The 15,211-nt window shown below is 64.0% G+C and carries 13 protein-coding genes; 9 read left to right on the forward strand and 4 right to left on the reverse strand.

Annotation, left to right across the window (positions count from 1 at the left end):
* Nucleotides 1–209 precede the first annotated feature (209 nt).
* Entirely contained in the window at nt 210–1,211 is a 1,002-nt protein-coding gene (locus AC1RRE_RS17835) for an ABC transporter substrate-binding protein (protein WP_492982979.1), read from the reverse strand.
* 92 nt (nt 1,212–1,303) lie between these two features.
* On the opposite strand from AC1RRE_RS17835, the gene AC1RRE_RS17840 reads away from it, so the two are divergent.
* Complete coding sequence (locus tag AC1RRE_RS17840; protein ID WP_492982981.1) at nt 1,304–2,674, forward strand: FAD/NAD(P)-binding protein; 1,371 nt, start codon at nt 1,304–1,306, stop codon at nt 2,672–2,674.
* Here the strand turns inward: AC1RRE_RS17840 and AC1RRE_RS17845 are convergent.
* On the reverse strand, nt 2,671–3,009 hold the full coding sequence (locus AC1RRE_RS17845) for a hypothetical protein (protein ID WP_492982983.1): 339 nt from the start codon (nt 3,007–3,009) through the stop codon (nt 2,671–2,673). The genes AC1RRE_RS17840 and AC1RRE_RS17845 overlap by 4 nt on opposite strands.
* A gap of 310 nt (nt 3,010–3,319) precedes the next feature.
* On the opposite strand from AC1RRE_RS17845, the gene arfB reads away from it, so the two are divergent.
* The 4 genes from arfB to AC1RRE_RS17865 all read left to right on the forward strand — a co-directional run bounded on the left by arfB (nt 3,320) and on the right by AC1RRE_RS17865 (nt 7,796).
* Nucleotides 3,320–3,739: an alternative ribosome rescue aminoacyl-tRNA hydrolase ArfB gene (gene arfB, locus AC1RRE_RS17850; RefSeq protein WP_492982985.1), complete on the forward strand. Its 420-nt coding sequence runs from the start codon at nt 3,320–3,322 to the stop codon at nt 3,737–3,739.
* Between the two features lie 111 nt (nt 3,740–3,850).
* Nucleotides 3,851–4,930: a lipid A deacylase LpxR family protein gene (locus AC1RRE_RS17855; protein ID WP_492982987.1), complete on the forward strand. Its 1,080-nt coding sequence runs from the start codon at nt 3,851–3,853 to the stop codon at nt 4,928–4,930.
* A gap of 89 nt (nt 4,931–5,019) precedes the next feature.
* Entirely contained in the window at nt 5,020–7,158 is a 2,139-nt protein-coding gene (locus AC1RRE_RS17860; protein WP_492982989.1) for a protein-disulfide reductase DsbD family protein, read from the forward strand.
* Nucleotides 7,155–7,796, forward strand: a complete 642-nt coding sequence (locus AC1RRE_RS17865; RefSeq protein WP_492982991.1) for a thioredoxin family protein — start codon at nt 7,155–7,157, stop codon at nt 7,794–7,796. Before AC1RRE_RS17860 ends, AC1RRE_RS17865 begins: the two co-directional genes overlap by 4 nt.
* A gap of 61 nt (nt 7,797–7,857) precedes the next feature.
* Here the strand turns inward: AC1RRE_RS17865 and AC1RRE_RS17870 are convergent, their stop codons facing one another.
* On the reverse strand, nt 7,858–9,363 hold the full coding sequence (locus AC1RRE_RS17870) for an indolepyruvate oxidoreductase subunit beta family protein (RefSeq protein ID WP_492982993.1): 1,506 nt from the start codon (nt 9,361–9,363) through the stop codon (nt 7,858–7,860).
* A gap of 2 nt (nt 9,364–9,365) precedes the next feature.
* The gene (locus AC1RRE_RS17875; protein ID WP_492982995.1) at nt 9,366–11,528 is read right to left on the reverse strand and encodes a thiamine pyrophosphate-dependent enzyme; all 2,163 of its coding nucleotides are present in this window, start codon (nt 11,526–11,528) and stop codon (nt 9,366–9,368) included.
* Between the two features lie 174 nt (nt 11,529–11,702).
* Between AC1RRE_RS17875 and AC1RRE_RS17880 the strand changes: the two genes are divergently transcribed.
* The 4 genes from AC1RRE_RS17880 to AC1RRE_RS17895 all read left to right on the forward strand — a co-directional run bounded on the left by AC1RRE_RS17880 (nt 11,703) and on the right by AC1RRE_RS17895 (nt 15,135).
* Nucleotides 11,703–12,746 (forward strand): TRAP transporter substrate-binding protein, encoded by a 1,044-nt coding sequence (locus AC1RRE_RS17880; RefSeq protein WP_492982997.1) that lies wholly within the window; start codon nt 11,703–11,705, stop codon nt 12,744–12,746.
* A 75-nt stretch (nt 12,747–12,821) separates the two neighbouring features.
* Nucleotides 12,822–13,298, forward strand: coding sequence for a TRAP transporter small permease (locus tag AC1RRE_RS17885; protein ID WP_492982999.1), 477 nt, complete (start codon nt 12,822–12,824; stop codon nt 13,296–13,298).
* A gap of 2 nt (nt 13,299–13,300) precedes the next feature.
* A complete protein-coding gene (locus AC1RRE_RS17890; RefSeq protein WP_492983001.1) occupies nt 13,301–14,602 on the forward strand; it encodes a TRAP transporter large permease in 1,302 nt (433 codons plus the stop codon).
* Complete coding sequence (locus tag AC1RRE_RS17895; RefSeq protein ID WP_492983003.1) at nt 14,602–15,135, forward strand: MarR family winged helix-turn-helix transcriptional regulator; 534 nt, start codon at nt 14,602–14,604, stop codon at nt 15,133–15,135. Before AC1RRE_RS17890 ends, AC1RRE_RS17895 begins: the two co-directional genes overlap by 1 nt.
* Nucleotides 15,136–15,211: the final 76 nt, after the last annotated feature.

The following is a 15,211-nucleotide window of genomic DNA, read 5'->3' on the forward strand; positions in this document are numbered from 1 at the left end:
AGTTCGGCGGCTGGGCCAAGACCCAGAAGGCGCATTTCGGCGACGGCGGCGTCTTCGACCAGATCTACAAGCCGGGCAGCTAAAGGGTTTCCCATGTTGCGCCGGGGTTATTCCCACCCTCCGTCCCGGTGCAGCAAAAGGAAAGGGGCCGGTTGGCGAGACCGGCCCCGTCTTTTTGTCATCATGCTATCAGAGATCGGCGGTAGGCGTTAGCTGCCTGGACGATTGTGCACTTCCGGGAAGAACAGGTCCTTCCAGTTCGGTTTGGCCTGGATGCTGCCGATGCGGTTCATGAAGTCGGAGAACTTCTCCACATTCTGCGGCGCCGTTGTGAAGATGATGTCCTTGTCGGCGAGAATGCCTTCGATGAACTCTTCCGGCAGCTTCGAAATGTCCAGCTTGTTGAATATCTGGGCCGCTTCCTTGCGGTTGTCCTTGATGAAGGCTGTGGCTTCTTCCACCGCCGCTAGAACGGCCTGATAGGTCTTCGGATTGTCGCTGCGGAATTTGCTGGTGGTCCAGATGGCGCTGAAGGATGCCGGACCATTGGTGATGTCATAGGAGCTCAGCACCTTATGCACCTTGGAATCCTGAAGCTGCTGGTACTGGAAGGGCGGGCTGGTGAAATGCGCCGTGATCTCGGTGCGGCCGGTCAGCAGCGCCGCGGTGCCATCGGGATGCGCCAGCGAGACCGTCAGGCCGTCCAGCTTGTTCTGCTGGCCCGGACCGAAGGTCTGTTCGGCCGCCATCTGCAGCAGGATCGCCTGCAGCGACAACTTCACGGTCGGCAAGGCGATGCGGTCCTTTTCGGTGAAGTCGCGGATCGACTTTACATTGGGATTGATGGTGTTGAGGAAGGCCGGCTGCGAGTTCAGCGCCGCCACGGCACGCACCTGCACATTGCTGCGCGTCTTGTCCCACAGGATGATGAAGGGCGTCACGCCCGCCGCACCATAATCAACAGAACCAGACAGCAAGGCGTCATTGATGGCGCCGGGATTGCCGATCGGCTTGTAGCTGGTCTTCAGGCCTTTCAGCCCCAGATTCTCGGCCTGTTTCTCGACCAGGGCTTTTTCCTGCATGACGTAAAGCTGCAGGTAGCCCAGGCCGAGGTTGCGCGCGAAGCGGACCTCGGACACTTCGGCGGCCGCCGGCATGGCGGCGGCGACAAGCAGCGTCGAGGCAAGAAGGACGGATTTCAAGGACGACACGGTTATTCTCCATTTTCTGTGCACAGGCAGGGCGACCGTAGGCCTCGGCCGGCATCCGGAGAATTTAGTATTCCTATCGCGAGGATTTAGGCGTGGTTGCGAAACGCATCGCCATCATCGGCGGGGGTCTGAGCGGCGCCGCCATGCTCTGCACGCTGCTCGACCAGGGCGCCGCTGCCGAGATCACGGTCTATGATCCGGCCGCAGAGATCGGTCCCGGCCTTGCCTATGGCGCCGCCGCGCCCTGGCATCTGCTGAATGTGGTGGCGACGCGCGCCAGCCTGGTGGTCGACGATCCCGATCATGCCTGGCGCTGGGCGCGGCGGCATGGCGCAGACCACGGCTGGCCGGAGGCCGATAGTTTCGGTCCGGACAGCTATCTGCCGCGCGGGTTGTTCGGCCGTTACATCGTCGCCCATGTGGCCAAAGCGCTGACCCATGGCGACCTGCCGGTGATTCATCGCCGCAGCGCGGTCACCGATATCGTGCGGGATAGTGCAGGCCTGGGTGTGATTGCCGCCGATGGCGTGCGGGTGGATTTCGATGTCGTCATCCTTGCCGTCGGTGCGCGTGAAGCGCCGGCGCCGCCGATCGAAGGCCTGGCCTCGGCTCGTCTGATCACCGACCCCTGGCGGCTCGATCGCCTGCGCGCCATTGCGCCCGATGCCGGCGTGCTGATCCTCGGCTCGGCCCTCACCATGGCCGACACGGTACTGTCGCTGCACCGGCTCGGGCATCGTGGTCCGCTTCATGTGCTGTCACGGCGCGGTATGGTGCCGCAAGCGCGGCGCAACGATGTGGCCAGGCCCTGCGGCCTGGACAAGACCGATGCCGACCTGCCGCTGAGCGCCATGCTGCATCGCCTGCGGCATGCCGTCTCTGCGGCTGCGCCAGACGACTGGCAAGCCGTGTTCGAAGGTCTGCGGCACCAGACCAACGATTTGTGGATCGGACTGTCGGATGACCAGAAGCGCCGTTTCCAGCGTCATCTGCGCAGCGCATGGGACGTGCATCGCTTCCGCATGCCGCCCAGCACGGCGGCATTGCTGGAGCAATTGAAAGACGAAGGCCGGTTGCGCGTCCACAAGGGCCGTGCGCTGCGCATCAGCGGCACGATGGTGACATGGCGGCCACGCGGGACGGATGAGCTGCAGCAGATGCAGGCCGATACGGTGATCGACTGCACCGGTCCGCGCCGCACGCCCTATGACTGGAAGGCGCGATTGACCGACCGGCTGCTGGAGCATGGCCTGCTAGCGCCGCATCGCATGGGGGCGGGACTGGCCGCGACAGTGCAGGGCGAGGCGCTGGATCGGGACGACAGGATCGTGCCTGGTATCTTCCTGCTCGGCCCGCCGATGCGTGGCGCGCTGCTGGAATGCTCGGCGATCTCGGATATCCGCCACCAGGCTGGCCGGCTGACGGCGCTGATCGCGCCGGCCCGGCAGGCGGTGAAGGTTTAAGCCAGTCTGTGCGGCGTCGGGTCGCCGCGTTCGGCAACCAGTTGCTTGCGTGCCATCACGGCGCAGCGCTCGAACACATGCATCACGTCATTGGCGGCGATGCTGTGCCGTATCGCCAGATCGGCGATATCGCGCAGCAGTTCGTGATCGTCCTTCTCGGCGGTGGCGCCGGCTATGGCCGCAGGGTCGATCAGGGCCGGATCGGGCAGGCGGCTCTGCAGCCACTCGGCCAGCAGGCGCACGCGACGGCCACGCAGCCGGAACTCGAAATCGTCGAGCCGGGCGGATTCAAATTCCTGCTTGCGCAGCAGGGCGTCACGAAGGTCGAAAGCCATGCCGAGGACATAAGCCAGCGGCGGCGTAATTGGGACAGTTATGCCCTGCGGCATGCTATCGCATGTGCACGAATGATCCGGATTGCAAATCCAGATAGAAGTTGCTATAATGTTCTCATATTGATGGACCCTTTGCAAGGGAAAATGTGCAAATAAGCCCGGATAAGCCGGAATAAGCATCGAATAACGACCAATAAGCCTCCGATAAGGACAAATAAGGGGGCAATAAGGATGGATAAGGCATGACTAGGCCCGCATTGCACCGGCGGCATCGCTGTCAAAGCCCGAAAGGGCCCGGTAGCCTGACGCCATGATTCGGGTCACCCATCGCATCAGCCTCGATCCGCGCGAGATCGAGACCACCTTCATCCGTGCCTCCGGTCCCGGCGGGCAGAATGTGAACAAGGTCTCGACCGCCGTGCAGTTGCGGTTCGACGTGCGGCAGTCGCTGGGCCTGTCCGACGACGTGAAAGAGCGGCTGGAAAAGCTGGCCGGCAGCCGTCTGACCAATGATGGGGTGCTGATCCTGATCGCCCAGCAGCATCGCAGCCAGGATCGCAACCGGCAGGATGCGCTGGATCGCCTGCTGAGCCTGATCCGTGAGGCGGCCGTGGTGCCCAAGGCACGGCGGCCGACGCGGCCGACGCTGGGATCGAAGAAGCGGCGGCTGGAATCCAAGGGCAAGCGCGCGGCAGTCAAGGGTATGCGCAGCAAGCCGGGATATGACTGATTGGGGGACGGGATGGTAACGAAACCTGTTCTGCCCCGTTCATGCCATAATCGGCGGGCAAGACAGGCTGGCCGTTCCCCCTTGTCGTTTACACCAGTGCCACATCCCTCCATGACAGTCCGTTCCCTGCTGCTGGCCCTCGCGGGCCTTGTGCTGCTTGCTGCGCCCGCCATCGCGCAGCAGGACCAGGCCCAGACCCAGCCTTCAACCCTGCCGCAGAATGATGCGGTGCCGGCCGCCGCGGGCGAAGTGCCGCCGCCCCAGCCCAAGCCCGAGGATCGCGGCATCTACAGCCTGGTGATCGAGAACGATCTTTTCTACAACACCGACCGTCGCTACACGAGCGGCGCGCGCTTCAGCTACATGACGGCGAAGGGCGACGAACCCGCCTGGCTGCGCGATGCGACGCCCTATGTGCCGATGCTCGATTGGCACAGCGACATCCGCGTCGAATACGCCTTCGGCCAGAGCATGTTCACCGCGTCCGACAAGCTGCAGCGCAATCCGCCGCCGGGCGACCGGCCCTATGCCGGCTGGCTCTATGGCTCCATGGGCCTCGTGGCGCGCACCGATAACGTGCTGGACCAGATGCTGATCAGTGTCGGCGTGGTCGGTCCGCTGTCGTTTGCGCATGAATCGCAGGATTTCGTCCACGCCATCGTCAACTCTCCCGAAGCGCAGGGCTGGGATACGCAGCTCAAGAACGAGCCGACGCTGCAGCTCACCTACCAGCGGAGCTGGCAGTCGCCGGAATTCAAGCTGCCGGCCGACTTCGCCATCGATGCCACGCCGCATGTCGGTGCGGCGCTGGGCAACGTCTACACCTATGCCAATACCGGCGCGATGTTGCGCTTCGGCCAGAACCTGCCCACCGATTTCGGCCCGCCGCGCGTGCAGCCCAGCTTGCCGGGTTCGGGCTATTTCGAGCGCGCGCCGGGCGGCTTCGGCTGGTATCTGTTCGGCGGCGTTGACGGCCGCGCGGTGGCGCACAACATCTTCCTGGATGGCAATACCTTTACCGACAGCCGCAGCGTCGAGAAGCGGCATTTCGTCGGCGATACCCAGTTCGGTATCGCTGTGGTGATCGAGGGCGTACGTCTCGCCTACACGCATGTATTGCGCACGCGCGAGTATGAAACCCAAGATGCCAGCGACCAGTTCGGCGCTTTCTCGGTATCGCTGAAGTTCTAGGCAGAATCCCGTCATAAATCTGTCGCGCCTCGCGCCCTTGTGAGGCGATATCACTTGCCCGGCGCGGCGTTTTACGGGAATTTTATGGCATGCCTTTCGCCGGATTTTTCCGCCGCCTCCTGCCGGCCGTTCTTGCCGCCATTCTGCTTGCGCCGTCCGCGCAGGCGGAGCTGCCCGGCAACAAGCTGGTCAAGGCGGCGCTGATCGCCGAGCCGCAGGATGTGCGCGGCGGCGAACCCTTCTGGGTTGGCGTGCGCCTGCAGATGGCGCCGCACTGGCATACCTACTGGCGCAATCCGGGCGACTCTGGTCTGGCCACCGAGATCGCATGGACTCTGCCGCCGGGTTACAGGGCCGGGCCGATTGTCTGGCCGGTGCCCGAACAGATTCCGGTCGCCCATCTGGTCAACTACGGCTACGAGGGCGAGATCCTGCTGCTGACGCAGATCACGCCGCCCGCGCAGGTGAGCGGCGACGTGCCGTTGAAAGCGGATGTGAACTGGCTGGTCTGCCAGAAGGAATGCGTGCCGGGCGAGGCGATGCTGACCACGACGCTGCCTGCCGGGAATGGCACGCGCAATCCTGATACGATGGCCGCCTTCGATGCAGCGCGCATGCAACTGGCGCAGCCGTCGCCCTGGCAGGCGCGGCTGGAACCGGATGCGAATGGCTATGTGCTGCGCGTTGCAGCACCGGGCCTGAAGGCGGACCGGATCGGCAAAGCCGTTTTCCTGCCCGACAGCGAGACGCTGATCGAGCATGCTGCCGCGCAGCCGCTGACTGTGGATCGCGATGAACTGTCGCTGCGGTTGAAGCGCAGCACCTATGCTGCTGCCGAACTCCCCAAGCAGAGCGGCGGCCTGCTGGTGCTGACCGAAGACACCGGCGGCACGCAGCAGCGCCAGGCCTTCGAACTGGCCGGCATTCCCGTATCTGCGCCGATGACGCAGACAGCCGACTGGCTGACGATCCTGCAGGCGGCCGTGTTGGCGCTGCTCGGTGGCATCGTGCTGAACCTCATGCCCTGCGTCTTCCCGGTGCTGTCGATAAAGATTCTGGCGCTGGTGCGGCATGCAGGTGAGGGGCGCGCGCGCATGCGTCGCCACGGCATCGCCTATACGCTCGGCGTGTTGCTCAGCTTTGCTGCTCTGGCCGGCATCCTGCTTGGCCTGCGCTCGGCTGGCACCCAGATCGGTTGGGGCTTTCAGTTGCAGATGCCGCTGGTGGTGGCGCTGCTGGCCTATCTGCTGTTCGCCATGGGGCTCAGTCTTTCAGGTGTGTTCCATATCGGCGGACGCTTTGCCGGGATCGGCGAGGGGCTGGCGCAACGCGGCGGCTATCAGGGCTCGTTCTTCACCGGTATCCTGGCGGCTGTGGTCGCCACACCCTGCACGGCGCCGTTCATGGGCGCTGCCGTCGGCTTCGCGCTCACGCAGCCGGCGATCATCGGCATTGCGGTGTTCCTCGCGCTCGGTTTCGGTCTGGCGCTGCCGTTCCTCGCGCTCACTGTCATCCCGCAACTGGCCGAACGCTTGCCGCGCCCCGGCCTGTGGATGGAGCGGGTGAAGCAGGCCCTCGCATTCCCGCTTTATGCCACTGTCGCCTGGCTGATCTGGGTGCTGAGCCAGCAGGTCGGCCAGACCGGATTGCTGGCGGCGATGCTTGGGCTGGTGCTGCTGGCGGCGGCCGCCTGGTCGTGGAATCTGCGTGGCCGCTGGGCCACGGCTTTTGCGGCCATTGCCATCATCGCCACCGGCGCGGCGCTGGCTGGCGTGACGCGCGATCCGGTGCAGGCCGGTGCGCAGGTCGTGCAGGCTGGTGGTAATGTAGAAAGCTTCAGTCGACAGAAGCTGGATGCGCTGCTGGCCGAGAAACGCCCGGTCTTTGTCAACATGACGGCCGCCTGGTGCATCACCTGTATGGTCAACGAACGCACGGCGCTTGCCACCGATAGCGTGCAGACTGCTTTCCGCGACCGAAACATCGCCTATCTGAAAGGCGACTGGACCAACCAGGACCCCGAGATCACCAGCATCCTGGAACAGAATGGCCGCAGCGGCGTGCCGCTCTATCTCTATTATGCCAACGGGCAGAGCGTCGTGCTGCCGCAGATTCTCACTCCGGCCATCGTGCTGGAGCACCTTGATTCCATCGACCGCATCGGGTCTCGCGGTCAGTCTGAGAAAAGTGCGTCTCTCTCCAACCCAACAAGGAGTGTAAAGCCATGACTGTTACGCGTCGTATTCTGCTCTCTGCCAGCCTGATCGGAGCGGCGGCTTTCGCCCTGCCGCAGTTCGCCACCGCCAATGGCGGCGTTCAGATCGGACAGCCGGCACCGGCCTTCAATGTCAAGGACACCAACGGCAAGACCGTGTCGCTCGCCGACCTGAAGGGCAAGACCGTGGTGCTGGAATGGACCAACCATGACTGCCCCTTCGTGAAGAAGCATTACACCGGCAATAACATGCAGGCCCTGCAGAAGAAGTGGACCGCGCAGGACGTAGTCTGGCTGACCGTCGTGTCGTCGCCGGTCGGTGAACAGGGCTATGTCGATGCCGCCCAGGCCAACAAGCTGACCACTGATCGTGGCGCAGCGCCGTCCAATGTTCTGCTCGATCCCAAGAGCCAGATCGCGCGGGCCTATGGCGCGCAGGTCACGCCGCATATGTATGTGATCGGCAAAGACGGCAAGCTGGCCTATGCCGGCGGCATCGATGACAAGGCATCGACCCGTGTCGACGATCTGGCTGGCGCCAAGAACTACGTCGATGCGGCCTTGAGCGAAATCGTCCAGGGCAAGCCGGTGAGTGTCGCCACCTCGCGGCCCTATGGCTGCACGGTGAAATACGCATCGCCGACCACGTAAGGGCGGTTGCATCAACAGGAAAGGGCGGCTTCTCAGCCGCCCTTTTTCATTCTGCTGCCAGTTATTCCGCTGCTTGGGGAAGCGCTTTCAGACCGGCCTCGAAATCAGCCAGCGTATTGCCAAGCGACTGCCCCTCCGGATCGGCCAGTGCGGCGGTGCGCGCCTGCACGACAGCTTCGGTGGCGCGTGCGCTCGGCAGCCGGCCATCCAGCGCCGGCAGGATCACGCGCTCGCGGATCATGGTGAAGTTGTTCACGCCGCGCTTGAAGGTATCGCCATAGCCCTTGATCAGCCGGGCGCAGTCCGCGATCTCACGCGCCAGTGCGGCATCCTTGGCGGCGGCGGCCAGGATCAGGTCGAGCCAGTCGCCGATGCGCTGCTGCTCTTCTGCGTAGCGGAAGCTGCGCGGGCGCCAGACGCGCAACGCTGCCAGCAGGCGGAAGCGCAGGTAACCACCGAGGCGGTTGGACTGCACGGTCATGCCGAAATGCACGGTCTCGATCCAGCCTTTGCGGATGCTGAGGGCGATCACCCAGTTCGCCAGTGCCGGCGGCAGCAGCGAGGCGATCTCCTCAATGCCGGGCTTCACATAGTCCGCCACCGCATAGGGCTGGGCGTCCTTCACGCGCATCTCGCGCTCGATGGCGGCGAAGCGTTCAGGCTTCAGCTTGAGCTGCGCCACGCGGATGACATCCTCGAAGCTCATGCGCAGGGCCAGATGGCGGGCGACTTCACTGGTCAGCAGTGCGTCACCGGTCCTGGCAATGGCGTCGAGGCGGTCGAGATAGAGCTGGGCATAGGCCACGCTCTGGTAATCGATCAGGCGCTTCACGCCTTCGGTGGCCAGACGGCGCGCGGCTTCGGGCAGGCGGCCGATACGATCGGCCAGTACACCAGCGCTGCTGACCTGGGGAAGTGCGGCGGCACGGGCCTGACGTTCGGCCAGTTCGCCCTGGCCATGCGAAAGGCCGAAGCGAAAGCCGGCGATATTGCTCTCCACAGCCTTGCCTTCAGTGCGGATGCCATCTTCGAAAGCCTGCGCCGGGATTGGCAGCACACCGGAGCCGGCGAGCGCGCCGAGCAGTACGGCGTTGAGGATCGAGCCGGCGTCCTTCGCCGCCTGGTCCATGTCGAACAGGATGGTCTGCTGCGCGAAATCCTGCGCGGCGCGGAACAGCTTGCCGGTGTCGTAGCGGCCATCGCCCATGGCGCTTTTCTCGGCCACGGCGAAGACGCGATGGGTGGAAGCGATCAGCAGGGTGCGATCGGGTGAGACAAAGCCGTTGGCGATGGCGCGGCCGGCCTCGACGAACTCGCTGGCAATCATCACGTCAACCTGGCTCGGCATTGGGTTCAGGCACATGACCGGCTGCTGCATGGTCTGTTCGGGCCACAGCTCGATGTAATAGGTGGTGGCGCCGGTGCGCTGGGCGACGCCGGGGATCGAGGTTGCCTGCACCGGATAGCCCAGCCGTTCAGCCGTCTCGACGATCCAGTTGGTCAGCACGCCGCCGCCTTCGCCGCCCATGGCGGCGATCAGGATGCAGAGGGGACGAGTGGCGGCCATGCTTATTCTCCCGCTGCGATCTGCGGTGCGGCTGCGGCCGGCTTGCCGTTCAGCCAGCCGATCACCGTGCGGTGCAGGCGGTCGCTGAGGCGATCCCACCAGCCGGGGTTATGCACGATCTCGGTCTTGTAGAAGGAGGGGCAGAGTACGGCGGCATGGGCAACCTCGCCGCAATGGCCGCAGCCGACGCAGCTGCTGATCACGCTGGCGACCGGGTCGGTGCGAAGCGGATCGGGGTTGGGCTTGATGGTTAGTGACGGGCAGCCACTGAGCCGAATGCAGGAATGGTCGCCGGTGCAGACGCTGTCATCGATGCCGAATCGGGTGCGCACCACGCGCTCGCCGGACTTCAGCGCCTTGGCCTCGTCGCTGCGCAGGCGGCGCTGGCGGGCGAGCTGGCATTCACCTTCGGCGATGATTACCTTCAGGCCCTTGCCGGCGGTGGTCAGGGCGTCCTTCAGGTTGGCAGTCATGTCCTTCAGACCATAGGAGCGCAGGCGCTTCACCCACTTGACGCCCAGCGCCTTCAGCGTGCTTTCGATATCCGAGCCGCTGGCCAGGCCGTCGAGGCGGTTGCCAGCGGAGGAGGGGATATACTGCACGCCGGTGGCGGACGTGTAACCATTCTGCATGATCACCAGCACGCCGTCGCCCCGGTTGAACATCGCGGATGCGACGCCGGACAGCACGCCGTTATGCCAGAAACCACCATCCCCCATGATGGCGAGTGAACGCGTGTTCATCATCGGCCCGACGCCGGCGGCCGAAGCCAGCGACATGCCGTAGCCGAGAATCGAATGGCCCAGTGAGAATGGTGCAAACGTCGCCAGTGCATGGCAGCCGATATCGGCGGCGACATGCACCTTGCCGATCTGGCGTTCGACCAGCTTGATCGCGGTGAAGACCGGACGCTCGGGGCAGCCGGTGCAGAAGGTCGGCGGCCGCAGCGGCAGGTTCGGACCGATCAGCGCCTGGGCGTTGCGACGGTTGTCCAGCGCGGTCTCGAAACCGGTTTCGCTGCTGCTCACATCGATCTGCGGCTGTTCGGTCTTGATGAAGGCCAGCAGGCCGCGGGTCAGGGTCTCGATGGTGTATTCGCCCGCCGCCGGCAGCATGCCCTTGCCGTGCACGCGGGTGTTGATGTCGGCCTTGCGCAGGGCCATGTGCAGCGCCTGCTCGATGTATTCGGGCGAGCCTTCCTCGACCATCAGCACGGCGCGCTTGCCGGCGCAGAACTGCGTCAGCTGCTCGGGCACCAGCGGATAGGTGACGTTCAGCACCAGCGTCGGGACGCGGCTTTTGCCAAAGGCATCGGCCAGGCCGAGATTCATCAGGGCGCGGTTCAGTGCATTGTAGAGCCCGCCCTGCACGACGATGCCGATCTCCGACAGGTCACCCGGCATGGTCTCGTTCAGGCCGCGCTCAAGGATAAACTTGCGCGCAGCCGGCAGGCGCTGCTCCAGTTTCAGCTTTTCCTGCATGAAGGTGGCCGGCGGATGCGCCAGTTTGTCGTAGTTGAACGCGGATGGCCCCGGCAGGCGGCTGTTGCGCGAGACTTTGGCATGCTGGTTGGTCTTGGCCGGGAAACTGCCGGTGACATGGCAGGCGCGGATACGCAGTTCCAGCATCACCGGGGTATTGGAGATTTCCGACAGCTCGAAGGCATCTTCCACGCTTTTGGTGATGGTCGGCAGATCAGGGCGCGGATCGAGCAGCCACATCGACGATTTCATCGCATAGGCGTGGCTGCGCTCCTGGATCACGCTGGCGCCTTCGCCGTAATCCTCGCCGATCACGATCAGCGCACCGCCAGTGACGCCGGCGGAAGAAAGATTGCTCAGTGCGTCAGACGCCACATTGGTGCCGACGATGGATTTCCAGGTGACGCAGCCGCGCGCGGGATAATGAATGGAGGCGCCGAGCAGGGCGGCGGCCGAAGCCTCATTAGTGCAGGTTTCCAGATGGATGCCGAGATCGTCGAGGATATCCTGCGCCTGCACCAGCACGTCGACCAGATGCGAGACCGGCGCGCCCTGATAGCCACCGACATAGGAAACGCCCGACTGCAGCAGCGCCTTGGTGACGGCGAGGATGCCTTCGCCCCGGAAGGTGTCGCCATCGCCCAACCGCAGCGATTCAATCTCTTTCGCGAAAGAGCGTTCCATCATTGTCCTCCCACTGGGGCGAAATCTGACGCGCACTCCCAGGATCGTCAAGGAATTAGTTTGGCATCCAACAAAATCCGATGGACAGCGTCTGGGCGGGGCTGCTAGCATTTTTATGCAGACAAAAAAGGACGGCTCCGGACGAGAGCTGCCTGCAAGCGGAGGAAACAAACAATGGCGTTAAAACAGCATTTCTATGCCTGTGCAGTCGCAGCAATCGGGCTGGCGGCGGCGTTGCCGGTTGCGACTCCGGCTGTCGCGCAGGACAAAGCGGTCACGCTGCGTCTGGGTCACTGGCTGCCGCCGGCGCATCCGCTGCATCCGGCATGGCAGGAATGGAGTGCGTCACTGGAGAAGGCGACCAATGGCACCGTGAAGACCCAGATCTTCCCGGCGCAGCAGCTTGGCCAGGCGAAGGATCACTATGACATGGCGCGCGATGGCGTGGCCGATATCACCTATGTGAACCCGGGCTATACGCCGGGCCGCTTCCCGGTCATTGCCGGCAGCGAGTTGCCTTTCCTGTTCTCGAATGGCAAGAGCGGTTCGGCGGCGATCGATTCCTGGTATCGCAAATATGCCGAGAAGGAGATGGCGGATGTGAAGGTCTGCATGACCTTCGTTCATGACCCAGGCACCTTCCATGGCAAGACCAAGATCACCAAGCCCGACGATGTGAAGGGCCTGAAGATCCGTCCGGGCAATGCCACCGTGGCGCGCCTGGTGACGCTGACCGGCGGCACCAATGTGCAGGTGACGGCGCCGGAATCGCGTGAGGCGCTGGAGCGCGGCGTCGCCGATGCCATCACCTTCCCGTGGGACAGCCTGTTCATCTTCGGCATCGACAAGGTGGTGAAGTACCACATGGACGCGCCGCTCTATATCAGCAACTTCGTGCTGGCGGTGAACAAGGCCACTTACGGCAAGCTGTCGGCGGCCCAGAAGAAGGCCTTAGACGAGCATTGCACGTCCGACTGGTCGGAGAAGGTCAACACCAAGTGGTCGGATGCCGAAGCCGCCGGCAAAGCCAAGATGCTGGCGCTGCCGGGTCATGAAGGCGTGAAGCCGAGCGATGCCGACATGGCGGCCTGGCGCAAGGTGGCCGACGAGATGACCAAGGCCTGGTATGAAGATGCCAAGAAAGCCGGCGTCAACGGCGAGCAGGCCCTGACCGAGCTGAAGGCCGAGTTGAAGAAGCGCAACGCCGCCGCCTTCTGACCGGCGCGTGAATAATGGCTGCGGCGGCTCCGGCTGCCGCAGCCATGTTTTTTGTTTCGGCAGGGGGGACTGCCCATGGACCGCTTCGTCAACAAGGTCGAGCTGATCGCCGGCGTATTGCTGGGCGCGATCGCCATGCTGACCTTTGTCGCCGTCATGCTGCGCTGGCTGTTCAATTACGGCCTGCCGGATGCCTATGACATTTCCCGTCTGCTGCTCGGCACCGCGATGTTCTGGGGCATTGCGCTGGCCGGCTTCCACAACCGCCATATCCAGGTCGACGGTTTCTGGGAGATGGCGCCGGCCTGGGGCAAGCGCATAATCGACATTACCGCCACCGTGATCACGCTGGTCTTCATGGGGCTGTTCGCCTGGATGCTGGAAAGCAAGGTGCTGAGCGTCTATGCCAGCAACGAGCAGACCTTCGACCTGCGCCTGCCGGTCTGGCCCTTCCACGCCGTGGCGGCCCTGGGCATTGCGCTGGCCACCATTCTTCTGCTGATGCGGCTCATCCGGCTGGTGCATGGCACCGCCGACGGCAAGGGAGCCTGAGCATGGATCAGGATTTCGTCACCGTTGGCGGCTTTGTCGTCCTGTTCATCCTGATGATGCTGCGCATTCCGGTTGGCGTCGCCATGGGCATCGTCGGCGTCGGCGGCTTCGGCATCCTGGCGGCCATGAAGCCGGCGATGAACCTGCTGGCGCAGTCTCCCATCCGCATTGCCACTGATTACGATCTGGCCGTCATTCCGATGTTCATCCTGATGGGCGCGTTTGCCACGGCCGCCGGCATGAGCCGCGAGCTGTTCCGCGCCGGTGAGGCCTGGCTCGGTCATCGCCGCGGCGGGCTGGGCATGGCAACAGTTGCCGCCTGCGCCGGCTTTGCCGCCATCAACGGCTCCTCGGTAGCGACAGCCGCCACCATGACCAGCGTGGCGCTGCCCGAGATGCGGCGCTGCGGCTATCACCCGGGTTTTTCCACCGGCATCATCGCGGCTGGCGGCACGCTTGGGATCATGATCCCGCCCTCGGTGATCTTCGCGCTCTACGGCATCCTCACCGAGCAGGATATCGGCAAGCTGTTCATCTCGGGTATCCTGCCCGGCCTGCTGGCGGTCGTGCTGTACATGATCGTGATCCAGCTTATCGGCATGCTGAAGCCCGAACTGTTGCCGCGCGGGCCCAAGTTCAGCCTTGCCGAGAAGATCGCCTCGCTGCGCGACATCTGGGCCACCGTGCTGCTGTTTGGTGGCATTGTCGGTGGCATGTATGGCGGTGTGTTCACCGCCACGGAAGCCGCCGGCTGCGGCGCCTGCGGTGCGCTGATCATCGGCATCCTGCGCGGCCGGCTCGGTTGGGAGGAGATCAAGGCCAGCCTGGTCGAAGCCGTGCGCACCGCCGGCTCGATTTTCACCATCGTGGTTGGCGCCTTCCTGTTCGGCTATTTCCTGGTGATCACCCAGACGCCGCAGAAGGTGAGCGATTTTCTCACCGCGCTGCCGATCGGACCTTATGGCGTGCTGGTGCTGATCCTGATCATGTACCTGATCCTGGGTGCGCTGATGGACGAGCTGGCGATCATCCTGGTCACAGTGCCGATCATCTATCCGGTGATGATGCAGCTGGGCTTCGACCCGATCTGGTTCGGCGTCATCATCGTCATGGTCACCACGCTGGGCATGGTGATGCCGCCGGTCGGCATCAATGTGTTCGTCATCAACTCCATCGCCCGTGACATCCCTCTGTGGGAGATTTACAAGGGCGTGATGCCGTTCATTCTTGTCGACCTGATTCGTCTGGCCCTGCTGGTGCTGTTCCCGGCCATTGCCCTCTATCTGCCAGGCCATATGGACTGATGGCACGCAAGCCCGTTTCCACCATCAAGACTGCCCGCAAGGCCGAACCCGGTCGCAAGCTGGATCGCAAGCTCGATCGGGGGCCGCTGCCGGGCCTGTACGGCTATAACCTGCGCATCGCCCAGGTGGCGGTGTTCGAGAACTTCATCCAGGTGGTGGGTGGGGGGCTGGCGGCCCGTATGGGCGGCCTGACGCCCGGTCGCTTCAGTCTCCTGGTGCTGTTACGGGCCAATCCGGGCATCAACCAGACCGACCTCAGTCGTGGTGTGGGCGTCGACAAGTCGACGCTGACTCCGGCACTCGACCAGCTGGAAAAGAAGGGCCTGATCCAGCGCCACCGCACCGCGAACGACCGCCGCACGTATGCGCTGTCGCTCAGCCCGGCCGGTGAGGCCCTGCTGACCGAACTGATGACCAAGGTGACGCTGCACGAGAAGAATATCGTGGCCGGCCTGTCGCCGGCCGAACGGGCAACCCTGAACCGCCTGTTGAAGAAGCTGGCCAAAAGTCTGGGCAGCGAAGCCCTGGAATAGGCGGGCCTCTGGCGCGGGACGCGTCCTGCGGCCGGGCATGGAACGAATTTCCGCCGATCTCGTTGACAATGCACGA

It is taken from the genome of Ferrovibrio sp. GW821-FHT12D07 (assembly GCF_058807275.1).

Bases quoted from the DNA above. Each gene is read 5' to 3' on its own strand.
- AC1RRE_RS17890 (WP_492983001.1), top strand. From the start codon at position 13,301: ATGGATCAGGATTTCGTCACCGTTGGCGGCTTTGTCGTCCTGTTCATC.
- AC1RRE_RS17895 (WP_492983003.1), top strand. From the start codon at position 14,602: ATGGCACGCAAGCCCGTTTCCACCATCAAGACTGCCCGCAAGGCCGAA.
- arfB (WP_492982985.1), top strand. From the start codon at position 3,320: ATGATTCGGGTCACCCATCGCATCAGCCTCGATCCGCGCGAGATCGAG.
- AC1RRE_RS17880 (WP_492982997.1), top strand. From the start codon at position 11,703: ATGGCGTTAAAACAGCATTTCTATGCCTGTGCAGTCGCAGCAATCGGG.
- AC1RRE_RS17855 (WP_492982987.1), top strand. From the start codon at position 3,851: ATGACAGTCCGTTCCCTGCTGCTGGCCCTCGCGGGCCTTGTGCTGCTT.
- AC1RRE_RS17875 (WP_492982995.1), bottom strand. From the start codon at position 11,528: ATGGAACGCTCTTTCGCGAAAGAGATTGAATCGCTGCGGTTGGGCGAT.
- AC1RRE_RS17870 (WP_492982993.1), bottom strand. From the start codon at position 9,363: ATGGCCGCCACTCGTCCCCTCTGCATCCTGATCGCCGCCATGGGCGGC.
- AC1RRE_RS17885 (WP_492982999.1), top strand. From the start codon at position 12,822: ATGGACCGCTTCGTCAACAAGGTCGAGCTGATCGCCGGCGTATTGCTG.
- AC1RRE_RS17865 (WP_492982991.1), top strand. From the start codon at position 7,155: ATGACTGTTACGCGTCGTATTCTGCTCTCTGCCAGCCTGATCGGAGCG.
- AC1RRE_RS17860 (WP_492982989.1), top strand. From the start codon at position 5,020: ATGCCTTTCGCCGGATTTTTCCGCCGCCTCCTGCCGGCCGTTCTTGCC.
- AC1RRE_RS17845 (WP_492982983.1), bottom strand. From the start codon at position 3,009: ATGGCTTTCGACCTTCGTGACGCCCTGCTGCGCAAGCAGGAATTTGAA.